Source organism: Achromobacter insolitus, assembly GCF_002209555.1.
Lineage (GTDB): Bacteria > Pseudomonadota > Gammaproteobacteria > Burkholderiales > Burkholderiaceae_B > Achromobacter > Achromobacter insolitus.
This window is the reverse complement of sequence record NZ_NJIF01000001.1, coordinates 264134-280602: the sequence shown is the minus strand read 5'-3', so window position 1 is coordinate 280602 and position 16469 is coordinate 264134. Positions and strand designations below refer to the sequence as shown.

The window sequence follows — 16469 nt, the reverse complement described above, 5'->3', positions numbered from 1 at the left end:
AGCCTATTCCGCGCTGATGTTGTGCTTGCGCGCGATGCCCTGCCACAGCGCGAGCTCTTCGCGCACGCGCGTGCCGAACTCGGCGCTGTCCATGCGGGTGGGCACCGTTCCGTCCAGATCCAGCAGTGCTTTCATCTCTGGCGATGCCGCGATCTCGTTGAGGGCGGCGTTGAGCTTGTCGATATAGGGCTGCGGCGTGCCCGCGGGGGCGAATACGCCCACCCAGATCTGGACCGAATAGCCCGGCAGCGCCTGCGCGGCCGGCGGCAGGTCGGGGAACGCCGGGGAGGGCGCTTGCGCCGTGGTGGCCAGCAAGGTGACCTTCTTGCTTTGCACCACCGGAGCCAGCGTGCTGTAGTTGGACAGCATGACGTGGATCAGGCCGCCAGCCAGGTCCGAGGCGGCATTTGCCGCGCCCTTGTAGGGCACATGCGTCATTTCCGTGCCCGCGGCGTCATCCAGCATGACCGTGGCCAGGTGCGCCAGTGAGCCCACGCCCGCGCTGCCATAGTTCAGGGCTCCCGGCTTGCCGCGGGCGGCTTCCAGCAATTGCTTCAAGGATGTGTAGGGGGTCTGCGCCGAGGCCGCGATGACCAACGGACCCTGTCCTATCATCGCCACCGGCGCGAACTGCTTCAGCGGGTCGTACGGCAAGTGCGGCTGCGTGGCGGCGGTGGTGAGGAAGGTCGACGAGGTCAGGAGCAGCACCGAGCCGTCCTTGGCCGAGCGGGCGACATACTCGGAGCCGATCGCCCCGGCCGCGCCGCCACGGTTTTCCACGATGACCGTGTTGCCGAGACGCGCAGCGAGCTGTGGCGCGATCGCGCGGGCGATCGCGTCGTTGCTGGCGCCGGCCGTGAACGGCACCACGATCTTGACCTGCTTGGGCACTGCCGTCTGGGCCGCTGCCGCGCCGGCCAGCAGGGATGCCGCCAGGAACAACGTTGTATGCATTAGCGCTTTCATGATCGATTCTCTAGGAGAGCGGAGGTTGGAGCGGGCGCCGGACATGGCGCCCGCAGCGTTCAGTCCGGCATGGGGATGGCGACGTCCAGCAGAGGCGCGTACTGCTGGGCGCCGAAGATATCGCCATCGCCCGCGGACCCGCTGGGAGCCAGCCGGTAGATCGTGAATTTGATGGCCAGGCCGGGATCGTAATGCACGAAGTCCGAGATGCGGTTGTCGTCGATCCGGTAGAGAGCCGCCATGCTGGCGCGTGTCAGCGCGCCGGAGCTTTTGACCGCCTCGTAGGTCGCCGGCTCGCGGAAGATGATGTCGAAGGTAATCTTGTTGACGCCCGCGTTCTTGCTGCGGATGGTCTTGGCCAGGGTGCTGAGTTTCTGGGTGCTCATGGTCTTGCTGGCTCAGGCGCCAGCCTCGGTGAGGTGGGTCGGAAAGAGTTCGCCTGCGTCTTGCACCGGCAGCGTATGGTTCAGGGTCCAGCGATAGGCCGCGCTGGTGCGCACCACCTCGTCCAGCGGAAACGATACGGAGCCGGCCGTGCCCTTCACGTCGGGCAGGCGGGCATAGAACATCTGGCGCAAGCCCGTGAGCGTCAGCTCCTCGGCCATCTCGGCGGTCGGAGCGACGCCCTGGACCATGACGCAAAGCTCATGGCCGGGCTGGTCCCTCAGCGGTTCCAGGTCTCCCATGACGCCGTCGCGCCCATAGACCTTGTAGTGAAGCTCATAGCCTGAATCGCCGAAGCGCTCGCGCACCTTGTCGCGCGCCCAGGCGATGACGCGGTCCACGTTGGCGATGGTGTAGGGGTCGCGTATGCCGCAAAGCCCCATGTAGCGCTCGCCGACCTTGCCGGAGCCTTCCAGCTTCACGCGCACCTGGGTGGCAGGCTCGAAGCGCGAGCCCGTGATGCGGGTAGTCTTTTCGCTGAGCTGCTCGTACCGGCATTCGGCCATGTCCAGACGGCCGCCCGCGAAGAACTCTTCATAGGGATTGGAGCGTTCATACATCGCGTGGCCCGCGACCGAGGCGATGGTGCAGCGCTGGTCGGGGTGCATGGCGGTAACGCGCACGTCTTCGGCCGAAATTTCGCCCATCACGGTTTCCTTGCCGCCGTAGGGTTCCGCGCAGAAGGACGCGCATTCCAGCACCTTGCCCAGGTAGTAGGCCTTGTCCGCGTCGTAGCCCCGGTGCAGCGCGGGGGCGGCGAACACGGCGGCGTCCGAACTGCGGCCGCCGATGATTACGTCCGCGCCAGCCTCCAGCAGCTTGATGTAGGGATGCACGCCGGCCACTGCCACGATGCGGTCGCTGGCATCCAGCTCGGCCTCGGTCAGGTCGGCGTAACCGTCCAGCCCCGCCACCTGCTGGCCGTCGCGCAGGGCGCGGCGCACGCGCTCCTTGTCGACCTCTGAATAGAAATAACCAATCTTGAACGGCGCCAGCTTGTGTTCCGCCGCGATTTCCTTGATCAGGCGCACATACAGGTCGACGCGGCTGTTGGAACCGGTATCCCCCGCCGATCCGATGATCATGGGCACGCCCAGCTTGCGCGCCGCCAGCAGCATCTGCTCCAGGTCGTGGCGCTGCCACGCCTGCGGGCTGGTTGAGGTGTCGGAGCCCAGCGGCACGGGCCCCACGTCGTCGCTGCCCGAGTCGGCGGCGATGCAGTCCGGCCCGGCGGCGACGCCGAGCTGAAAGCTCTCGGTGCGCAGGGGGGCGAATCCTAAATGCCCGTTCGGGCAGATGATGCTCATGGAACGCATTGGTATAGTCTCTTCGGTTGAGTCGTCCGGTCTCGCTCGTACCGGCCTCGACTACAACGCAAAATGCATGCCAGCCTGCAGATGCCGCGCGCCCTGCGTGTTTGCTGCGTGCCCTGCTCGGCGTGTTCCGATTTGTTGGTAAATTTTCACGCAATGCGTGAATTTCACGCGTAATCCCAGCCATGTCGACTTCCTATCCCGTTGCCCGGATCCGCGAGGCCGAACGCCAGGCTTTGGCGCAGGGCCGGCGCTTGATGCCTCTGGCAGGAGCCGCCGCCGCCCGCTATGCCGCGGCGCAGGTCCGGCCGGGGACGGCGGTGCTGGCGCTGGCGGGGCCCGGCAACAACGGTGGCGATGCGCTGGAAGCGGCGGCCGGCTTGCGCGCGATGGGCCACGATGTACGCGTGCTGTTGCCATCGGGCGCGCGCGGCCTGCCCGCCGACGCCGCCCATGCCCATGCCAGGTGGCAGGCGGCGGGCGGCGAAACCTGGTCCACGCTGGAACCGGGTTTTATGCCTGGGCTAGTCATCGACGGCCTGTTCGGTATCGGACTGAATCGTCCGCTGGGCGCGGATTGGCAGGCGCTCGTGGACAGGGTCAACGCTTGGGATGTGCCGGTGCTGGCGCTGGACGTACCCAGCGGCATAGACGCCGACACCGGGCAGGCCCTGGGCCGGCCGATCCGTGCGCATTGGACGCTGTCCTTCATCGGACGGGCCAGAGGCCTGGAACTGCCGGGACCAGGACGCGACGCCTGCGGCGTATCCGAGGTGGACTCGCTGGGTGTGGTAATTCCGGACGCGGACGGCGCCTGAGCGCGGCGCCCGGCAGATTTCCTAGACGGGCTTGCCGCCGAAGCGTGTGGCGATGTCGGCCGCCAGCGGCGCGTAGCGCTCGTTGTCGCGGCCGGCGAGGGCGTCCAGGTGCGCTTCCGAGGCGTCGAACACCCGCCAGTAGATGCGCCCGCAGATTTCCCGCGCGCCATGGCCGGGCCAGTCGTCGGGCAGCATGGGGCCGGGCAGTTGCGGATCGTGCAGCACGATCCGGCGCCAGCTGTGCAGCAGCATGACTCGCACGATGAAGGCCTCGGCGGGCGAGGGCGGGGTCTCCAGCAGCTTTTCCAAGGGGCCAAAATTCTTGGCGAACTGGCGATACTGTTCAGCCAGTTCGTCCAGGTTCCAGCATTGCGTGGCCAGGCTGGCGATGGGCAGGCCACCCGCGCCGGCCAGGTCGCGCGCCGAAAGCACCAGCGCGCGGTCTGGAATGCCCAACTTTTCCAGGATGTCATGGGCGGCGCTGGCCTCCGTGTGTGGATGCGCGAACAGGCCAGGCGCGATCATGCCAAATCCTTCCCACACCAGTTCCTTGCGGAGCTCGGCGCGCTCGGCCAGCCCGTTGCCGGTGCGCGGCAGGGCGACCAGCGTCCATTCTCCATTCCATTCCTTGGGCGGACCCACGTAGATGCGCTGGGAGGCGTGCGCGGTGTGGCGCAGACCCTGATCGGAAATCAGATAGAGGCTGCGCCGGCCGTGCCGCTCGGACTGCAGCCAGTTCTGGGCGACCAGTCGGAACACGCTGGTGCGCAGCAGGCGTTCGTTGATGCCCAGCGGGGCCAGCAGTTCGATCAGATCGCCCAGCCAGATGGCGCCGCCGTGCGGCGCGAGTGCGTCCCCGAGCAGGCTGACGCAGAGCGATTTTGCGCGTGGCGGATCGTTCTTGATCAGGCGTGACAGAAAGCGGTCCAGGGGCGACTGAGGGTTTGCCATTAGAGGGGGCCGCAGGCGGCCGATATCGGGATCCTCAATATGATACATAAATCCAATGTGATACAGATTTGAGTTTGACAATGAATTTTTTGTATTAAATAATCCGCCTATGACATGACGGCACTGCGGAACGTTTGCTTTGCGTTTTCGCAAACCGTCTTCAAGGAGACAGACATGTACGCTCAACTCGTCGAAACCGGCGTCAAGCAGGTCAAGACCGCGGACCAGCTCGAAGGCCGGGAACAGACGTTCCAGCGCCGGATCGACGACGGCGTCCGCATCGAAGCCAAGGACTGGATGCCGGATGCCTACCGCAAGACGCTCGTGCGCCAGATTTCCCAGCACGCGCACTCCGAAATCGTAGGCATGCTGCCCGAAGGCAACTGGATCACCCGCGCGCCTTCGCTCAAGCGCAAGGCCATCCTGCTGGCCAAGGTCCAGGACGAAGCCGGTCACGGCCTCTATCTGTACAGCGCCGCCGAAACGCTGGGCGTGTCGCGCGACGACCTGATCGACGACCTGCATGCCGGCCGCGCCAAGTACTCCAGTATCTTCAACTACCCCACGCTCAGCTGGGCCGACATCGGCATGATCGGCTGGCTGGTCGATGGCTCCGCCATCATCAACCAGATCCCGCTGTGCCGCTGTTCCTACGGCCCCTATGCGCGGGCCATGGTGCGCGTCTGTAAGGAAGAGTCCTTCCACCAGCGCCAGGGCTACGACCTGCTGATGCAGATGTGCCTGCACGGCACGCCGGAGCAGAAGGCCATGGTGCAGGACTCCCTGAACCGCTGGTGGTGGCCGGCGCTGATGATGTTCGGTCCCTCGGATGCCGATTCGCCCAACAGCGCCCAGTCCATGGCCTGGAAGATCAAGCTCTTCTCCAACGACGAACTGCGCCAGAAGATGGTGGACCAGACCGTGCCCCAGGCTGAATTCCTGGGTCTGACCATTCCGGACCCCAAACTGAAGTGGAATGCCGAGCGCGGTCATTACGACTTCGGCGAGATCGACTGGAGCGAGTTCTATGCCGTGCTCAAGGGCAACGGCCCCTGCAACCGCGAACGCCTGGCCGCGCGTGTCAAGGCGCACGAGGACGGCGCCTGGGTGCGCGACGCCTTGGTCGCCTACGCCGACAAACAGGCCGAGCGCAAGGCTGCGTGAAAGGATAAAGCCCACCCCCGAAGCGCTGCGCGCTTCCCCCCTCAAGGGGGCGCCGCAGCGGACCGGCAAAGCCGGCTCCGCGCGGAAGCTGCGGTAGGTGAGCTTCCAGACTCACACTTCTAAACATTGCAGATCAGGGCGCGCGGCGCGCGCCCGGTATTCGAGGACATTCATCATGAGTAAAGACTGGCCCCTGTGGGAAGTGTTCATCCGCAGCCAGCACGGCCTGGCGCACAAACACGTCGGCAGCCTGCACGCGCCCGACGCTGAAATGGCGATCAACCACGCCCGCGACGTCTATACCCGCCGCAATGAAGGCCTGAGCATCTGGGTGGTGCGCGCGTCAGACATCTCGGCCAGCAGTCCTGGCGACAAGGATCCGCTGTTCGAACCCGCCAACAGCAAGGTCTACCGGCATCCCACGTTCTTCCCGATGCCCGAAGAAATCAAGCACATGTAAGACGGCGGGGGAGACATGGACAAGACTCTGTTTGAATACCTGCTGCGCTTGGGCGATTCCTCGCTCATCCTGTCGCAGCGGCTAGGCGCCTGGACTGGCCACGGCCCGATCCTGGAAGAAGACCTGGCGCTGACCAATACCGCGCTGGACCTGTTGGGCCAGGCCCGCATGTGGCTGACGCTGGCGGGCGAGGTCGAAGGAGCCGGCCGCGACGAAGACGCGCTGGCCTACCTGCGCGATGCGCACCAATTCCATAATGTGCTGCTCGTCGAACGCCCCAATGGCAACTACGCCGACACCATGGCGCGCCAGTTCTTGTTCGACGTCTGGCACTACTTTCTGCTGCAACGCCTGGAAAAGTCGAGCGACGAACGCATTGCCGGCATCGCGGCCAAGTCCATCAAGGAAGTGACTTATCACGTGCGCCGCTCCTCGGACATGGTGGTGCGTCTGGGTGACGGCACGGCGGAAAGCCACGCCAAGATGCAGGCGGCGATCGATGACGCCTGGCGCTTCACCGGCGAGCTGTTCGCCGACGATGCCGTGGATCTGGACGTTGCCTCCCGCGGCATCGGATGCGAGCTGTCGGCCTTGCGCGAACCCTGGCTGGCGCATGTATGCGAAGTGCTGGAAGAAGCCACCCTGACCGTGCCCGACGAGTCCGCCGCCAACCATGCGGCGTACCGCGGCGGCCGGCAGGGCAAGCACACCGAGGAACTAGGCTACGTGCTCGCCGAAATGCAGTTCCTGCCGCGCGCCTATCCGGGAGCCACCTGGTGAACGCCCTGGCGCCCGTTTCCGCCGACCAGGTGTACGCCTGGCTGCAAGAGGTCCCCGATCCGGAGATCCCCGTGCTGTCCGTGGTGGATCTGGGCGTGGTGCGTGACGTGTCCTGGGACGGCGACGCCTGTGTCGTGGTCATCACGCCCACGTATTCCGGCTGCCCGGCCATGCGCGAGATCACGCAGGACATCCAGCAGACGCTGGCCCGTCACGGTATCGCCGAAGTTCGTGTGCAAACCCGCCTCGCCCCGGCCTGGACCACGGACTGGATGAGCGAGAAGGGGCGCGAGGCGCTCAAGGGCTACGGCATTGCCGCGCCCGCCGAACGCGCCGTCGACATCTCGGGCATCAGCCGGCGCGCGGCCGGCCCGGCCATCGCCTGCCCGCGCTGCGGTTCGAAAGATACGCGCCTGGTCAGCAACTTCGGGTCCACGTCGTGCAAGGCGCTGTATCGCTGCGTGTCTTGCCGCGAGCCTTTCGATTATTTCAAGACTCACTGAGAGCGGTTTCGCAATGAGCCAGAACCAATTCCATTCCTTGACGGTGGCCTCGGTGGCGCGCAACACGCGCGATGCCGTCGTCGTGACCTTCGACCTGCCCGAGACGTTGGCGGAGGAATTCGCCTTCCTGCCCGGCCAGTACCTGACGCTGCGCACGCAATTGAACGGCCAGGAACAGCGCCGTTCCTACTCCATCTGTTCCGCGCCCCACGACAAGCTGTTGCGCGTGGCCATCAAGAAGGTGGACGAAGGCGTCTTTTCCAGCTGGGCCAACCATGAGCTGCAACCGGGCCAGACCCTGGAAGTCATGGCGCCGGCCGGCAACTTCACCGTCGATTTTTCCCCTGAAAACAAGCGCCACTATGTGGCGTTTGCCGTAGGCAGCGGCATCACGCCGGTGTTCTCCCTGGTCAAGACCGCGCTGTCCACCGAGCCCAACAGCAAGTTCACGCTGTTCTTCGGCAATCGCGCTTCGTCGGCGGTGTTGTTCCGCGAAGAGATCGAGGACCTGAAGAACCTCTACATGGAGCGTTTCTCCCTGGTCTACATCATGAGCCGCGAGACCCAGGACATCGAACTCTTCAACGGTCGCCTGGACGGCGACAAGGTCGATCAACTGATGTCGGCCTGGATGAGTCCCGAGGATATCGATTACGCTTTTGTCTGTGGTCCGCAGACCATGACCGAAAGCGTGGTCGAGCGGTTGCAGGCCCGGGGTATTCCGAAGTCGAACATCAAGTTCGAGCTTTTCGGCGCGCCCAAGGGGCCGCGCGCGTTGCGCACCGGTCAGGAAGCCCGCCAGGCGCCCGGCAAGGGGCAGTGCGAGGTGACCGTGGTGCAAGACGGCCACAGCCGTATGTTCGTGATTGAAAAGAATAAAGACAGCGTGCTGGATTCGGCCCTGGCGCAAGGGATCGAACTGCCGTATTCGTGCAAGGGCGGGGTGTGCTCCACCTGCCGCTGCAAGGTCATCGAAGGCGAGGTGGATATGGACGCCAACTTCGCCCTGGAAGACTACGAAGTCGCGCGCGGCTTCATCCTGAGCTGCCAGAGCTTCCCGGTCAGCGACCGGCTGGTCATCGACTTCGACCAGGAAACCTGACCCGGCCCGCGCCAGGCAGAAAACCATATTTATCTGGAGAGACGCAGTGTCCCAACAATTCTTCGAACGCCACCAGCCCCTGCTGGAGCAAGCCATGGCCGCAGCCTCCCTGCGCGGCTACTGGAGCCCCTTTGCCGAATCGCCCAGCCCCCGCAACTACGGCGAGACCGCCAACGACGAGGGCCGCGCCGCTTTTGAAGCCCTGAAGGGCAAGCCTTTTCCGCTGAACCTGCATGATGCCGACGGCACCGTGGGCGGCGAAAAATCGCCCTATGGCTTCGACCTGGGCATTAGCTATCCGCACGTGCCGGTCGATAAGCTGATTGCCGCCTCCAAGCGCGCGCTGGAAGACTGGCGCCGTGCCGGTCCGCGCGCCTGGGTGGGCGTGTCGCTGGAAATCCTGGCCCGTCTGAACAAGCTGAGCTTCGAGATCGCCTATGCGGTACAGCACACCACCGGCCAGGGCTTCATGATGGCATTCCAGGCGGGCGGCCCGCACGCGCAGGACCGCGGCTTCGAAGCCGTGACCTACGCCTGGCAGGAAATGTCGCGCATCCCCGGCGTGGCCGTCTGGGAAAAACCGCAAGGCAAGAACGACCCGATCCGCATGGAAAAGCAGTTCACCGTGGTGCCGCGTGGCGTCGCGCTGGTGATCGGCTGCTCCACGTTCCCGACCTGGAACGGCTACCCAGGCTTGTTCGCCAGCCTGGCCACCGGCAACACCGTCATTGTCAAACCGCACCCTGGCGCCATCCTGCCCTTGGCCATCACCGTGAAGGTGGCGCGCGAAGTCCTGCAGGAAGCGGGTTTCGATCCGGACGTGGTGCTGCTGGCCGCGCATGAAGCCGGCGACGACACCGCGCAGAAGCTGGCGCTGGACCCGGCCGTCAAGATCGTTGATTTCACTGGCAGCACCGCCAACGGCGACTGGCTGGAAAACAATGCCCGCCAGGCGCTGGTCTACACCGAGAAGGCCGGCGTGAACCAGGTCATCATCGATTCCACCGACGACCTGAAGGGCGTGGCCCGCAACCTGGCGTTCTCCCTGGCCCTATATTCGGGCCAGATGTGCACCGCACCGCAGAATATCTATGTTCCGCGCGATGGCATCCAGACTCCGGAAGGCCGCGTCAGCTTTGACGAAGTCGCCGCCGCCCTGGGCGCTGCCGTCGAGAAGGTGGGCGCGGATGCGGCCAAGGCCGTCGAGCTGACCGGCGCCATCCAGAATGAAGGCATTGTCGAGCGCATCGAGAAGGCCCGCGCGCTGGGCCTGCCGGTGGTTGCCGACAGCAAGGCGCTGACGCATCCGCAGTTCGAGAATGCCCGCGTCCGCACGCCGCTGCTGTTGCGCGCGGAAGCCGGCAATGCCGCCATCAGCCAGGAATGGTTCGGCCCGATCGCCTTCGTGGTGGCCACCGATTCCACCACCCACAGCATCCAGTTGGCGCGCGACAGCGTCATCAAGCATGGCGCGCTGTCGCTGTCCGCCTACACCACCAGCGACGCCGTCGCCGACCAGGTGCAGGACGCGGCGGAAGTCTCCGGGGTGTCCCTGTCGCTCAACCTGACGGGGGGCGTGTTCGTCAACCAGACCGCCGCCTTCAGCGATTTCCACGGCACCGGCGCCAACCCGGCCGCCAACGCCGCGCTGTCCGACTCGGCCTTCGTGTCCAACCGCTTCCGCGTGGTGCAAACCCGCCGCCATGTTTGAGGATGAGACCCGCCCCCGAAGCGCTGCGCGCTCCCCCTCGAGGGGGAGCAGCTGCGGACCGGCAAAGCCGGCTCCGCGCTGCCCGGCTAGGGGGCTGACGATTTTTGACGTGAGTGGCGTGCCCGCCATGGATAACTGATATGACCTATCAAGACATTCAATTCGACCTGTCGGGCGGCATCGCGCGCTTGACGCTGAACCGTCCGGACAAGCTGAACAGCTTCACGGCCAACATGCATGGTGAAGTGGCCGATGCCCTGACCCGCGTGGAAACCGAAGGTGCGCGCGTGCTGGTGTTGACCGGCGCCGGCCGCGGCTTCTGCGCCGGCCAGGACCTCAGCGAACGCAAACCCGCGCCCGACGGTACGCCGCCGGATCTGGGCGAGACCGTCGACAAGTTCTACGGACCGCTGGTGCGCCGCGTGAACGCCTTGCCGATGCCCGTCGTGGTGGGTGTGAACGGCGTTGCCGCGGGGGCGGGCGCCAACCTGGCGTTCGCCGGAGACATCGTCATCGCCAAGGCTTCGGCCTCGTTCATCCAGTCGTTCTGCCGCCTCGGGCTTATTCCCGACACCGGCGGAACGTTCGTGCTGCCGCGCCTGGTCGGCCGGGCTCGCGCCATGGGCCTGGCCATGCTGGGCGACAAGCTCAGCGCCAAGCAGGCAGAAGAATGGGGCCTGATCTGGCAATGCGTGGCGGACGACGAATTCGACGCCACGCTGGAGCGCCTGGCCCAGCACTTCGCCAAGGCGCCCACCAAGGGCCTCGCCTACACCAAGCGGGCCATGCAGGCCAGCCTGGGCAATGACCTGTCCACGCAGCTGGACCTGGAGCGCGACATGATGCGCGAACTCGGCCGCAGCGCTGACTACGCGGAAGGCGTGGCCGCCTTCCTCGGCAAACGCGAACCGCAATTCAAGGGGCAATAAGAATGAATGCACATGTTCCCGCGGTCGAAGTGCCGACCGATCCCCAGGAGCTGGCGCAGGCCGTCGGCACCGTGATGTACGCGGGTGACGCGGCGTCGCAGGGCCTGGATATGAAAGTCGAAGAAATGGCACCGGGTTATGCGCGCCTGACGATGCGCGTGCGCGCCGACATGCTGAACGGCCACAAGACCTGCCACGGCGGATTCATCTTCGCCTTGGCGGACAGCGCCTTCGCCTTTTCCTGCAATTCGCGCAACGTCAGCACCGTGGCCTCGGGCTGCACCATCGACTACCTGGCCCCAGGCTTCGAAGGAGACCTGCTGACCGCTGTTGCCCAAGAGCGTTCGCTGGCCGGCCGCACCGGCGTCTATGACGTGACCGTGACCAATCAGGACGGACGCAACGTGGCGTTGTTCCGCGGCCGCTCCTACCGCATCAAGGGCCAGATCGTCGGGGTTCCGGCGGACGCTTGAGGCAGCCATCCAACCAAAGATACGGCCGCGGGCCGGATTGATGGCTTGTGCGGGTATCCCGCCCGCCAGGCAACCGGACCCCGCGCAGAGAGAATTTCAGGAGAGAGATAACCATGTCCAACACCATGAGCAAGCCGGGGCTGGACCCCATCGAGCATGCCAGCGAGGATGAGCTGCGCGCGCTGCAGCTGGAGCGGCTGAAGTGGTCGCTCAAGCATGCCTACGAAAACGTTCCGCACTACAAGAAGGCCTTCGACGAAGCCGGGGTGCATCCCGACGACTTGAAACAGCTTTCCGATATCTCGAAGTTTCCCTTCACCACGAAGAAGGAATTGCGCGAGAACTATCCCTTCGGCATGTTCGCCGTGCCGCGCGAGCGCATCTCGCGCATTCATGCCTCCAGCGGCACCACCGGCAAGCCCACGGTCGTGGGCTACACCAAGAGCGACCTGGACAACTGGGCCAATCTGGTGGCGCGCTCGATCCGCGCGGCGGGCGGCAAGCCGGGCGACACGGTGCACGTTGCCTACGGCTACGGTCTCTTCACCGGCGGCCTGGGCGCGCATTACGGCGCGGAACGCCTGGGCTGCACGGTCATTCCGATGTCGGGCGGACAGACGGAAAAGCAGGTGCAACTGATCAATGATTTCCGTCCGGACATCATCATGGTCACGCCTTCCTATTTCTGCAATATTCTGGAGGAACAGCGCCGCCAGGGGATTGATCCGCGTCAAAGTTCGTTGCGCATCGGGATTTTCGGCGCCGAACCCTGGACCGGGCAGATGCGTGCCGACATCGAAGCCGAAGCAGGCATCGACGCCGTCGACATCTACGGCCTGTCGGAAGTCATGGGCCCGGGCGTGGCCAGTGAATGCGTCGAGACCAAGGACGGTCCGGTGGTCTGGGAAGACCACTTCTACGCGGAAATCATCAATCCCGACACGGGCGAACCCGTGGCCGACGGCGAGCCGGGTGAACTGGTGTTCACCTCGCTCACCAAGGAAGCGATGCCCATCATCCGCTACCGTACCCGCGACCTGACGCGCCTGCTGCCGCCAACCGCGCGCAGCATGCGCCGCATCGGCAAGATCACCGGCCGCAGCGACGACATGCTGATCGTGCGCGGCGTCAATATGTTCCCGACCCAGGTCGAGGAGCTGGTGCTCAAGATCGCCCAGCTGGCGCCACACTACCAATTGGTGTTGTCGCGCACCGGCAATATGGACGAACTGGAAATCCTGACGGAACTGCGCGCGGAATTTTCGACGCTGTCGGATGCGGAACGCGCCAATCTGGGCAAGCAGCTCCAGCACGCGGTCAAGACGCACATTGGCGTCAGCGCGCGCATCCAGGTATCGGATGCTGGCCACGTGGAGCGCACGCTGACCGGCAAGGCGCGCCGCGTGATCGATAAGCGGCCGAAATAATAGGGCCCCCACGCCGCGCCGCGCTACGCGGGCTAGCTGCCCCCCGAGGGGGCGCTTTCCCCTTGGGGCGGCCCGGCGGGGAAAGGAGCCCCCACGCCGCGCCCGCTGCGCGGGCTAGCTGCCCCCCGAGGGGGCGGCGCCGCCTTAGGGCGGCCTGGCGGCGGCGCGAGCCCCCAACGCCGCGCGCGTGTTCCAGGAAGCGGTAGTGAAAAAGCAGCCGCTAGGCTGCTTTTTTTACTTGATTGTCCCGCGCACGATGCGCCGGTACCAGTAGTGGAGCAGGGCGGCAGAGAGCCCCAGGCCGACCATGGCCATCAGCCACATGCTGCCCGCGCCTTGTGGCGATCCGGGGACCAGGATGGCGCGCACGCCGTCCAGGCCGCCGCGGCCCGGGCCGAAGCCGAACCACCAGCCGCCCACCAGTCCCACGCCCGCCAGCGCAACGACTTGCAGCAGCAGGGGAACCACCGCCACCTTGTAGGCGCGCAGCAGATAGGAGTTGATGCATTGCATCGAATCGAACAGATGGAACAGGGGCAGGACGGCCAGCAGCGTGGTGGCTACCGCAGCCACTTCGGGGTTGTCGGTGTAGGCGGCCAGGATGAGGGGACGGCCGGCCAGCAGTACTCCCGCCGTCAGCAGCGCTCCCAGCAGGCCCAGCGCCAGTCCGGCCATGCCCGTGCGGTGCGCATGGGCCAGGTTGCCGGCGCCGATGGCCTGCGCGGTCAGGGCCGCGGTAGCTACGCCCAGCGCCATGGGCATCATGTAGCAGAGCGCGGCCAGGTTGGACATGATTTGGTGGCCGCCGGTCACGTAGGTGCCTTCGCGCGCCACCAGCAGCGCCATGAATGTGAAGGCCGACACCTCCACCAGGTACGAGCCGCCCATGGGAATGCCCAGCCGCAGCAGTTCCTTCAGCGTTTTCCAGTCGGGCTTGCCCACGTGGAGTTTGAAGCGCCGGTAGTAGCGGTCATGCGTAATGACCCAAAGGCCCAGCCCCAGGCTCATCCATGACACGACGGCCGTGGCCAGCCCGGCGCCGGTGGCGCCCATGGCCGGCAGTCCCAGCTTGCCGTAGATGAAGAGCCAATTGAAGAAGGCCTTGAAGCCGATGGCCGTCAGGTTGATCGCCATGACCAGCTTGGGGCGCGAGACCGAGGTGCCCAGCGCGTAGATGGTGCGGAACACCAGCGCGGCGGGCAACGCCAGCACCAAGGCCTGCAGGTAGGATCCGATGCGTTCCCGCACGCCGGGGGCGACTTCGCCCGACATGGACAACCACATGTCCGGAAACAGCATCAGCACGGCGCCGACCACGGACAGCCCCAGCGCCAGCCACACGCCCTGGCCCCAACTGCGGCCGACTTCGAGATTGTTGCCGGCGCCGAAATGCTGGGCCAGGATGGGGATCAGGGCGTGCACCACGCCCATCAACCCGACGAAGATGGTGATGTAGATGGAGGCGGACAGCGCCATGGCCGCCAGGTCGGCCGCGCTGGAGTGACCCGTCATGGCGGTGTCCAGCACGCCAAAAGAGATGCCCGCCCATTGGCTGACCAGCACCGGCCAGGCCTGCCTGGCGATGCCGCGCAGGGTGGCGCCGAAACTCATCGGCGCATTGGGGGCGGGTGTCATCGGGGGGAGCCGACTCTGAGCAGGCGGAATACTTCCTGACGGTCCGCGCGGCGGCCTCCCTGCCACAGCACTTCGGCGCCGTCGCTGTAGGCGGCCGTGTTGTCGCGCAGGCTCTGGTTGCTGGTCTGTTGCAGCACCAGCGTGCAGCGGGAGTCGAAGGTGAACGTCAGGTTATTGAAGATGAGGAACGAGGCGCGCTGCCCGCTGCCCAGGCTCAGCCCGCGGACGCATTCGCCGGGGCGCACGTGCTGTTCCAGCGCCTGGGCCAGCTGGCCCGACACGGTGCGATAGCTGCGGGCGTAGTCCACTGCCGGCTGCCATAGCAGCACCAGGAGGATCCAGGTCACGGTCAGGCCGCCGGCCGACAGCACGGTGCCTCGCCACAGCGCTTGCGGCCGCACCCGCAGTCGCCACACCACCAACGCGATCCAGCCCACCGTAAAGCCTATGGCGAGCGCGAACGCGATCCAGGAGATCTCGGGCTGGTAACCGGTGGTCTGGCGGGCGATGTTGCGGGAAATCTGCGCCGGCCACTGGAAGTGCAGGGCGACCCAGCCGAGCCAGACCGTCGCTGCCGTCAGGGAAAAACACATGACGGCGAACCAGTCCAGCGTATTGACCACACCGCGGCGCAACGTGGGCAGGGAAAACGCGCCCAGTACCGCGCACGGCACGGCCAGCAGCACGTACTCGGAGTCGGACGCTTCTTCCAGCCCGAACAGCACCAGCGCCGCGCAGGCCAACATGGCCAGGGGCAGCCAGATGTGGGGCGCGTAGAGCCATGCGCGCCAGCGCCACACGGCCAGCAGGGCCAGCGGCCAGGTCGGCCACAGGTACCAAGGCAGGTCGCGCAGTGTGCGGCCCATGTCGTGCCAGTTGGGGGCGGCAAACGACGCCAGGTTCCAGATCTTCCAGTTGCGGATCCAGTACTCGCTGCTATGGCTGGCCGGAATCCACCAGGCCAGGATCAAAAGGGCGGTCAGCAGCACGGTCCAAGGTAGCCAGCGCCGGCATTTCCACAGGCGGCTGTGAGGGTAGAACGCCAGGGCCGCGCCTACCATGATGGGCAAGGCGCCCACCCAGCCGCGGGTGAGGAAACTGGCCGCCAGGGCAATACCCAGAGTGGTGCTGCCGGTGAACGGCCGGTCGATGCTGCGCGCCAGCGAATAGAACGCGAGCGCCTGCCACGCCATGATGGCGGGCACGACGGTGGTTTCGTGAGTGCGCTGCAGGATGCCGACCGTGGCCAGCAGCAACAGCAGCGCGGCGTCCGCCAACATGCGCCCATAGTCGCGGGGCTCGGGTTCGCCGCCGAATGGCAGCGCCAGCGGTTGGGCCTCGGCCCGGCGGCCCAGCAGGTAAGTGCCGTACCAGACGCTGGTGGCGGTGATGCCAAACCAGAGCAGGTTGGGCAACCGGCCGGCGGGGATGTCGCCGATGAACGGGCCGAACAGCCAGATGCATATCGCGCCCACCCAGGTGATCAGCGGGCCTTCCTCGGCATGGGCCAGGTGTCCCACTTGCGGCAGCAGCCAGGTGATGCCGCCTTCGCGGATCGCCGTGAGCATGGTTGCCAGCCCCACCGCATCGTCGGTTTTCCACGGGTCGCGCATGAACAGGCCGGCCACGATGTAGGCCAGCGACAAGCCCAGCAGGATCAGCCTGGGCAGTTTTGCGGTGGCCACGGACGTGAGCCGGGCCGGAGTGGAAATGGAAAGTGGGGACACGGGCGTTAATGTAACCGAGTGGTCTGGTTGCGCTAGTACCCAGCGTCGAAATCGGACGGCCTGGGA

At 65.8% G+C, this 16469-nt stretch carries 16 protein-coding genes; 10 read left to right on the top strand and 6 right to left on the bottom strand.

What is annotated here, in order from left to right; translation table 11 throughout:
* Nucleotides 1–3: 3 nt before the first annotated feature.
* The 3 genes from CEY08_RS01325 to CEY08_RS01315 all read right to left on the bottom strand — a co-directional run bounded on the left by CEY08_RS01325 (nt 4) and on the right by CEY08_RS01315 (nt 2726).
* Nucleotides 4–954 carry a tripartite tricarboxylate transporter substrate-binding protein gene (locus CEY08_RS01325; RefSeq protein WP_042792557.1) on the bottom strand — a complete coding sequence of 317 codons (951 nt, stop codon included), beginning with the start codon at nt 952–954 and terminating at the stop codon, nt 4–6.
* Between the two features lie 71 nt (nt 955–1025).
* Nucleotides 1026–1352: a DUF4387 domain-containing protein gene (locus CEY08_RS01320; protein ID WP_076815654.1), complete on the bottom strand. Its 327-nt coding sequence runs from the start codon at nt 1350–1352 to the stop codon at nt 1026–1028.
* 12 nt (nt 1353–1364) lie between these two features.
* Entirely contained in the window at nt 1365–2726 is a 1362-nt protein-coding gene (locus CEY08_RS01315; RefSeq protein ID WP_076815651.1) for an acyclic terpene utilization AtuA family protein, read from the bottom strand.
* Nucleotides 2727–2908: 182 nt separating this feature from the next.
* Between CEY08_RS01315 and CEY08_RS01310 the strand changes: the two genes are divergently transcribed.
* The gene (locus CEY08_RS01310; protein ID WP_063641699.1) at nt 2909–3541 is read left to right on the top strand and encodes an NAD(P)H-hydrate epimerase; all 633 of its coding nucleotides are present in this window, start codon (nt 2909–2911) and stop codon (nt 3539–3541) included.
* Between the two features lie 21 nt (nt 3542–3562).
* Here CEY08_RS01310 and paaX read toward each other — a convergent pair whose 3' ends face one another.
* Nucleotides 3563–4492, bottom strand: a complete 930-nt coding sequence (gene paaX, locus CEY08_RS01305; protein ID WP_076815649.1) for a phenylacetic acid degradation operon negative regulatory protein PaaX — start codon at nt 4490–4492, stop codon at nt 3563–3565.
* A gap of 174 nt (nt 4493–4666) precedes the next feature.
* Between paaX and paaA the strand changes: the two genes are divergently transcribed.
* From paaA to paaK, 9 genes are all read left to right on the top strand, one after another.
* Nucleotides 4667–5656, top strand: coding sequence for a 1,2-phenylacetyl-CoA epoxidase subunit PaaA (gene paaA / locus CEY08_RS01300; RefSeq protein WP_076817938.1), 990 nt, complete (start codon nt 4667–4669; stop codon nt 5654–5656).
* Nucleotides 5657–5831: 175 nt separating this feature from the next.
* Nucleotides 5832–6116, top strand: coding sequence for a 1,2-phenylacetyl-CoA epoxidase subunit PaaB (paaB, locus tag CEY08_RS01295; protein WP_006388300.1), 285 nt, complete (start codon nt 5832–5834; stop codon nt 6114–6116).
* A 15-nt stretch (nt 6117–6131) separates the two neighbouring features.
* Entirely contained in the window at nt 6132–6896 is a 765-nt protein-coding gene (paaC, locus tag CEY08_RS01290; protein WP_063641696.1) for a 1,2-phenylacetyl-CoA epoxidase subunit PaaC, read from the top strand.
* On the top strand, nt 6893–7399 hold the full coding sequence (gene paaD / locus CEY08_RS01285; RefSeq protein WP_042792564.1) for a 1,2-phenylacetyl-CoA epoxidase subunit PaaD: 507 nt from the start codon (nt 6893–6895) through the stop codon (nt 7397–7399). The genes paaC and paaD overlap by 4 nt, the downstream gene beginning before the upstream one ends.
* A 13-nt stretch (nt 7400–7412) precedes the next feature.
* Complete coding sequence (gene paaE / locus CEY08_RS01280; RefSeq protein WP_042792565.1) at nt 7413–8501, top strand: 1,2-phenylacetyl-CoA epoxidase subunit PaaE; 1089 nt, start codon at nt 7413–7415, stop codon at nt 8499–8501.
* A gap of 46 nt (nt 8502–8547) precedes the next feature.
* A complete protein-coding gene (gene paaN, locus CEY08_RS01275) occupies nt 8548–10212 on the top strand; it encodes a phenylacetic acid degradation protein PaaN (protein WP_076815647.1) in 1665 nt (554 codons plus the stop codon).
* 140 nt (nt 10213–10352) lie between these two features.
* The gene (paaG, locus tag CEY08_RS01270; protein WP_063959869.1) at nt 10353–11141 is read left to right on the top strand and encodes a 2-(1,2-epoxy-1,2-dihydrophenyl)acetyl-CoA isomerase PaaG; all 789 of its coding nucleotides are present in this window, start codon (nt 10353–10355) and stop codon (nt 11139–11141) included.
* Between the two features lie 2 nt (nt 11142–11143).
* The gene (gene paaI, locus CEY08_RS01265; RefSeq protein WP_042792569.1) at nt 11144–11614 is read left to right on the top strand and encodes a hydroxyphenylacetyl-CoA thioesterase PaaI; all 471 of its coding nucleotides are present in this window, start codon (nt 11144–11146) and stop codon (nt 11612–11614) included.
* Between the two features lie 113 nt (nt 11615–11727).
* Complete coding sequence (gene paaK, locus CEY08_RS01260; protein WP_042792570.1) at nt 11728–13041, top strand: phenylacetate--CoA ligase PaaK; 1314 nt, start codon at nt 11728–11730, stop codon at nt 13039–13041.
* 234 nt (nt 13042–13275) lie between these two features.
* Here the strand turns inward: paaK and CEY08_RS01255 are convergent, their stop codons facing one another.
* Together CEY08_RS01255 and CEY08_RS01250 are read right to left on the bottom strand one after the other, a co-directional pair.
* Nucleotides 13276–14676: an MATE family efflux transporter gene (locus tag CEY08_RS01255; protein WP_042792571.1), complete on the bottom strand. Its 1401-nt coding sequence runs from the start codon at nt 14674–14676 to the stop codon at nt 13276–13278.
* Nucleotides 14673–16403 carry an ArnT family glycosyltransferase gene (locus tag CEY08_RS01250; RefSeq protein WP_042792572.1) on the bottom strand — a complete coding sequence of 577 codons (1731 nt, stop codon included), beginning with the start codon at nt 16401–16403 and terminating at the stop codon, nt 14673–14675. Before CEY08_RS01250 ends, CEY08_RS01255 begins: the two co-directional genes overlap by 4 nt.
* Nucleotides 16404–16469: the final 66 nt, after the last annotated feature.

Coding starts and splice junctions, on each gene's coding strand:
- paaA (WP_076817938.1), top strand. CDS start 4,667: ATGTACGCTCAACTCGTCGAAACCGGCGTCAAGCAGGTCAAGACCGCG.
- paaX (WP_076815649.1), bottom strand. CDS start 4,492: ATGGCAAACCCTCAGTCGCCCCTGGACCGCTTTCTGTCACGCCTGATC.
- CEY08_RS01325 (WP_042792557.1), bottom strand. CDS start 954: ATGCATACAACGTTGTTCCTGGCGGCATCCCTGCTGGCCGGCGCGGCA.
- paaG (WP_063959869.1), top strand. CDS start 10,353: ATGACCTATCAAGACATTCAATTCGACCTGTCGGGCGGCATCGCGCGC.
- CEY08_RS01315 (WP_076815651.1), bottom strand. CDS start 2,726: ATGCGTTCCATGAGCATCATCTGCCCGAACGGGCATTTAGGATTCGCC.
- paaI (WP_042792569.1), top strand. CDS start 11,144: ATGAATGCACATGTTCCCGCGGTCGAAGTGCCGACCGATCCCCAGGAG.
- CEY08_RS01320 (WP_076815654.1), bottom strand. CDS start 1,352: ATGAGCACCCAGAAACTCAGCACCCTGGCCAAGACCATCCGCAGCAAG.
- CEY08_RS01255 (WP_042792571.1), bottom strand. CDS start 14,676: ATGACACCCGCCCCCAATGCGCCGATGAGTTTCGGCGCCACCCTGCGC.
- paaK (WP_042792570.1), top strand. CDS start 11,728: ATGTCCAACACCATGAGCAAGCCGGGGCTGGACCCCATCGAGCATGCC.
- CEY08_RS01310 (WP_063641699.1), top strand. CDS start 2,909: ATGTCGACTTCCTATCCCGTTGCCCGGATCCGCGAGGCCGAACGCCAG.
- paaC (WP_063641696.1), top strand. CDS start 6,132: ATGGACAAGACTCTGTTTGAATACCTGCTGCGCTTGGGCGATTCCTCG.
- paaB (WP_006388300.1), top strand. CDS start 5,832: ATGAGTAAAGACTGGCCCCTGTGGGAAGTGTTCATCCGCAGCCAGCAC.
- paaE (WP_042792565.1), top strand. CDS start 7,413: ATGAGCCAGAACCAATTCCATTCCTTGACGGTGGCCTCGGTGGCGCGC.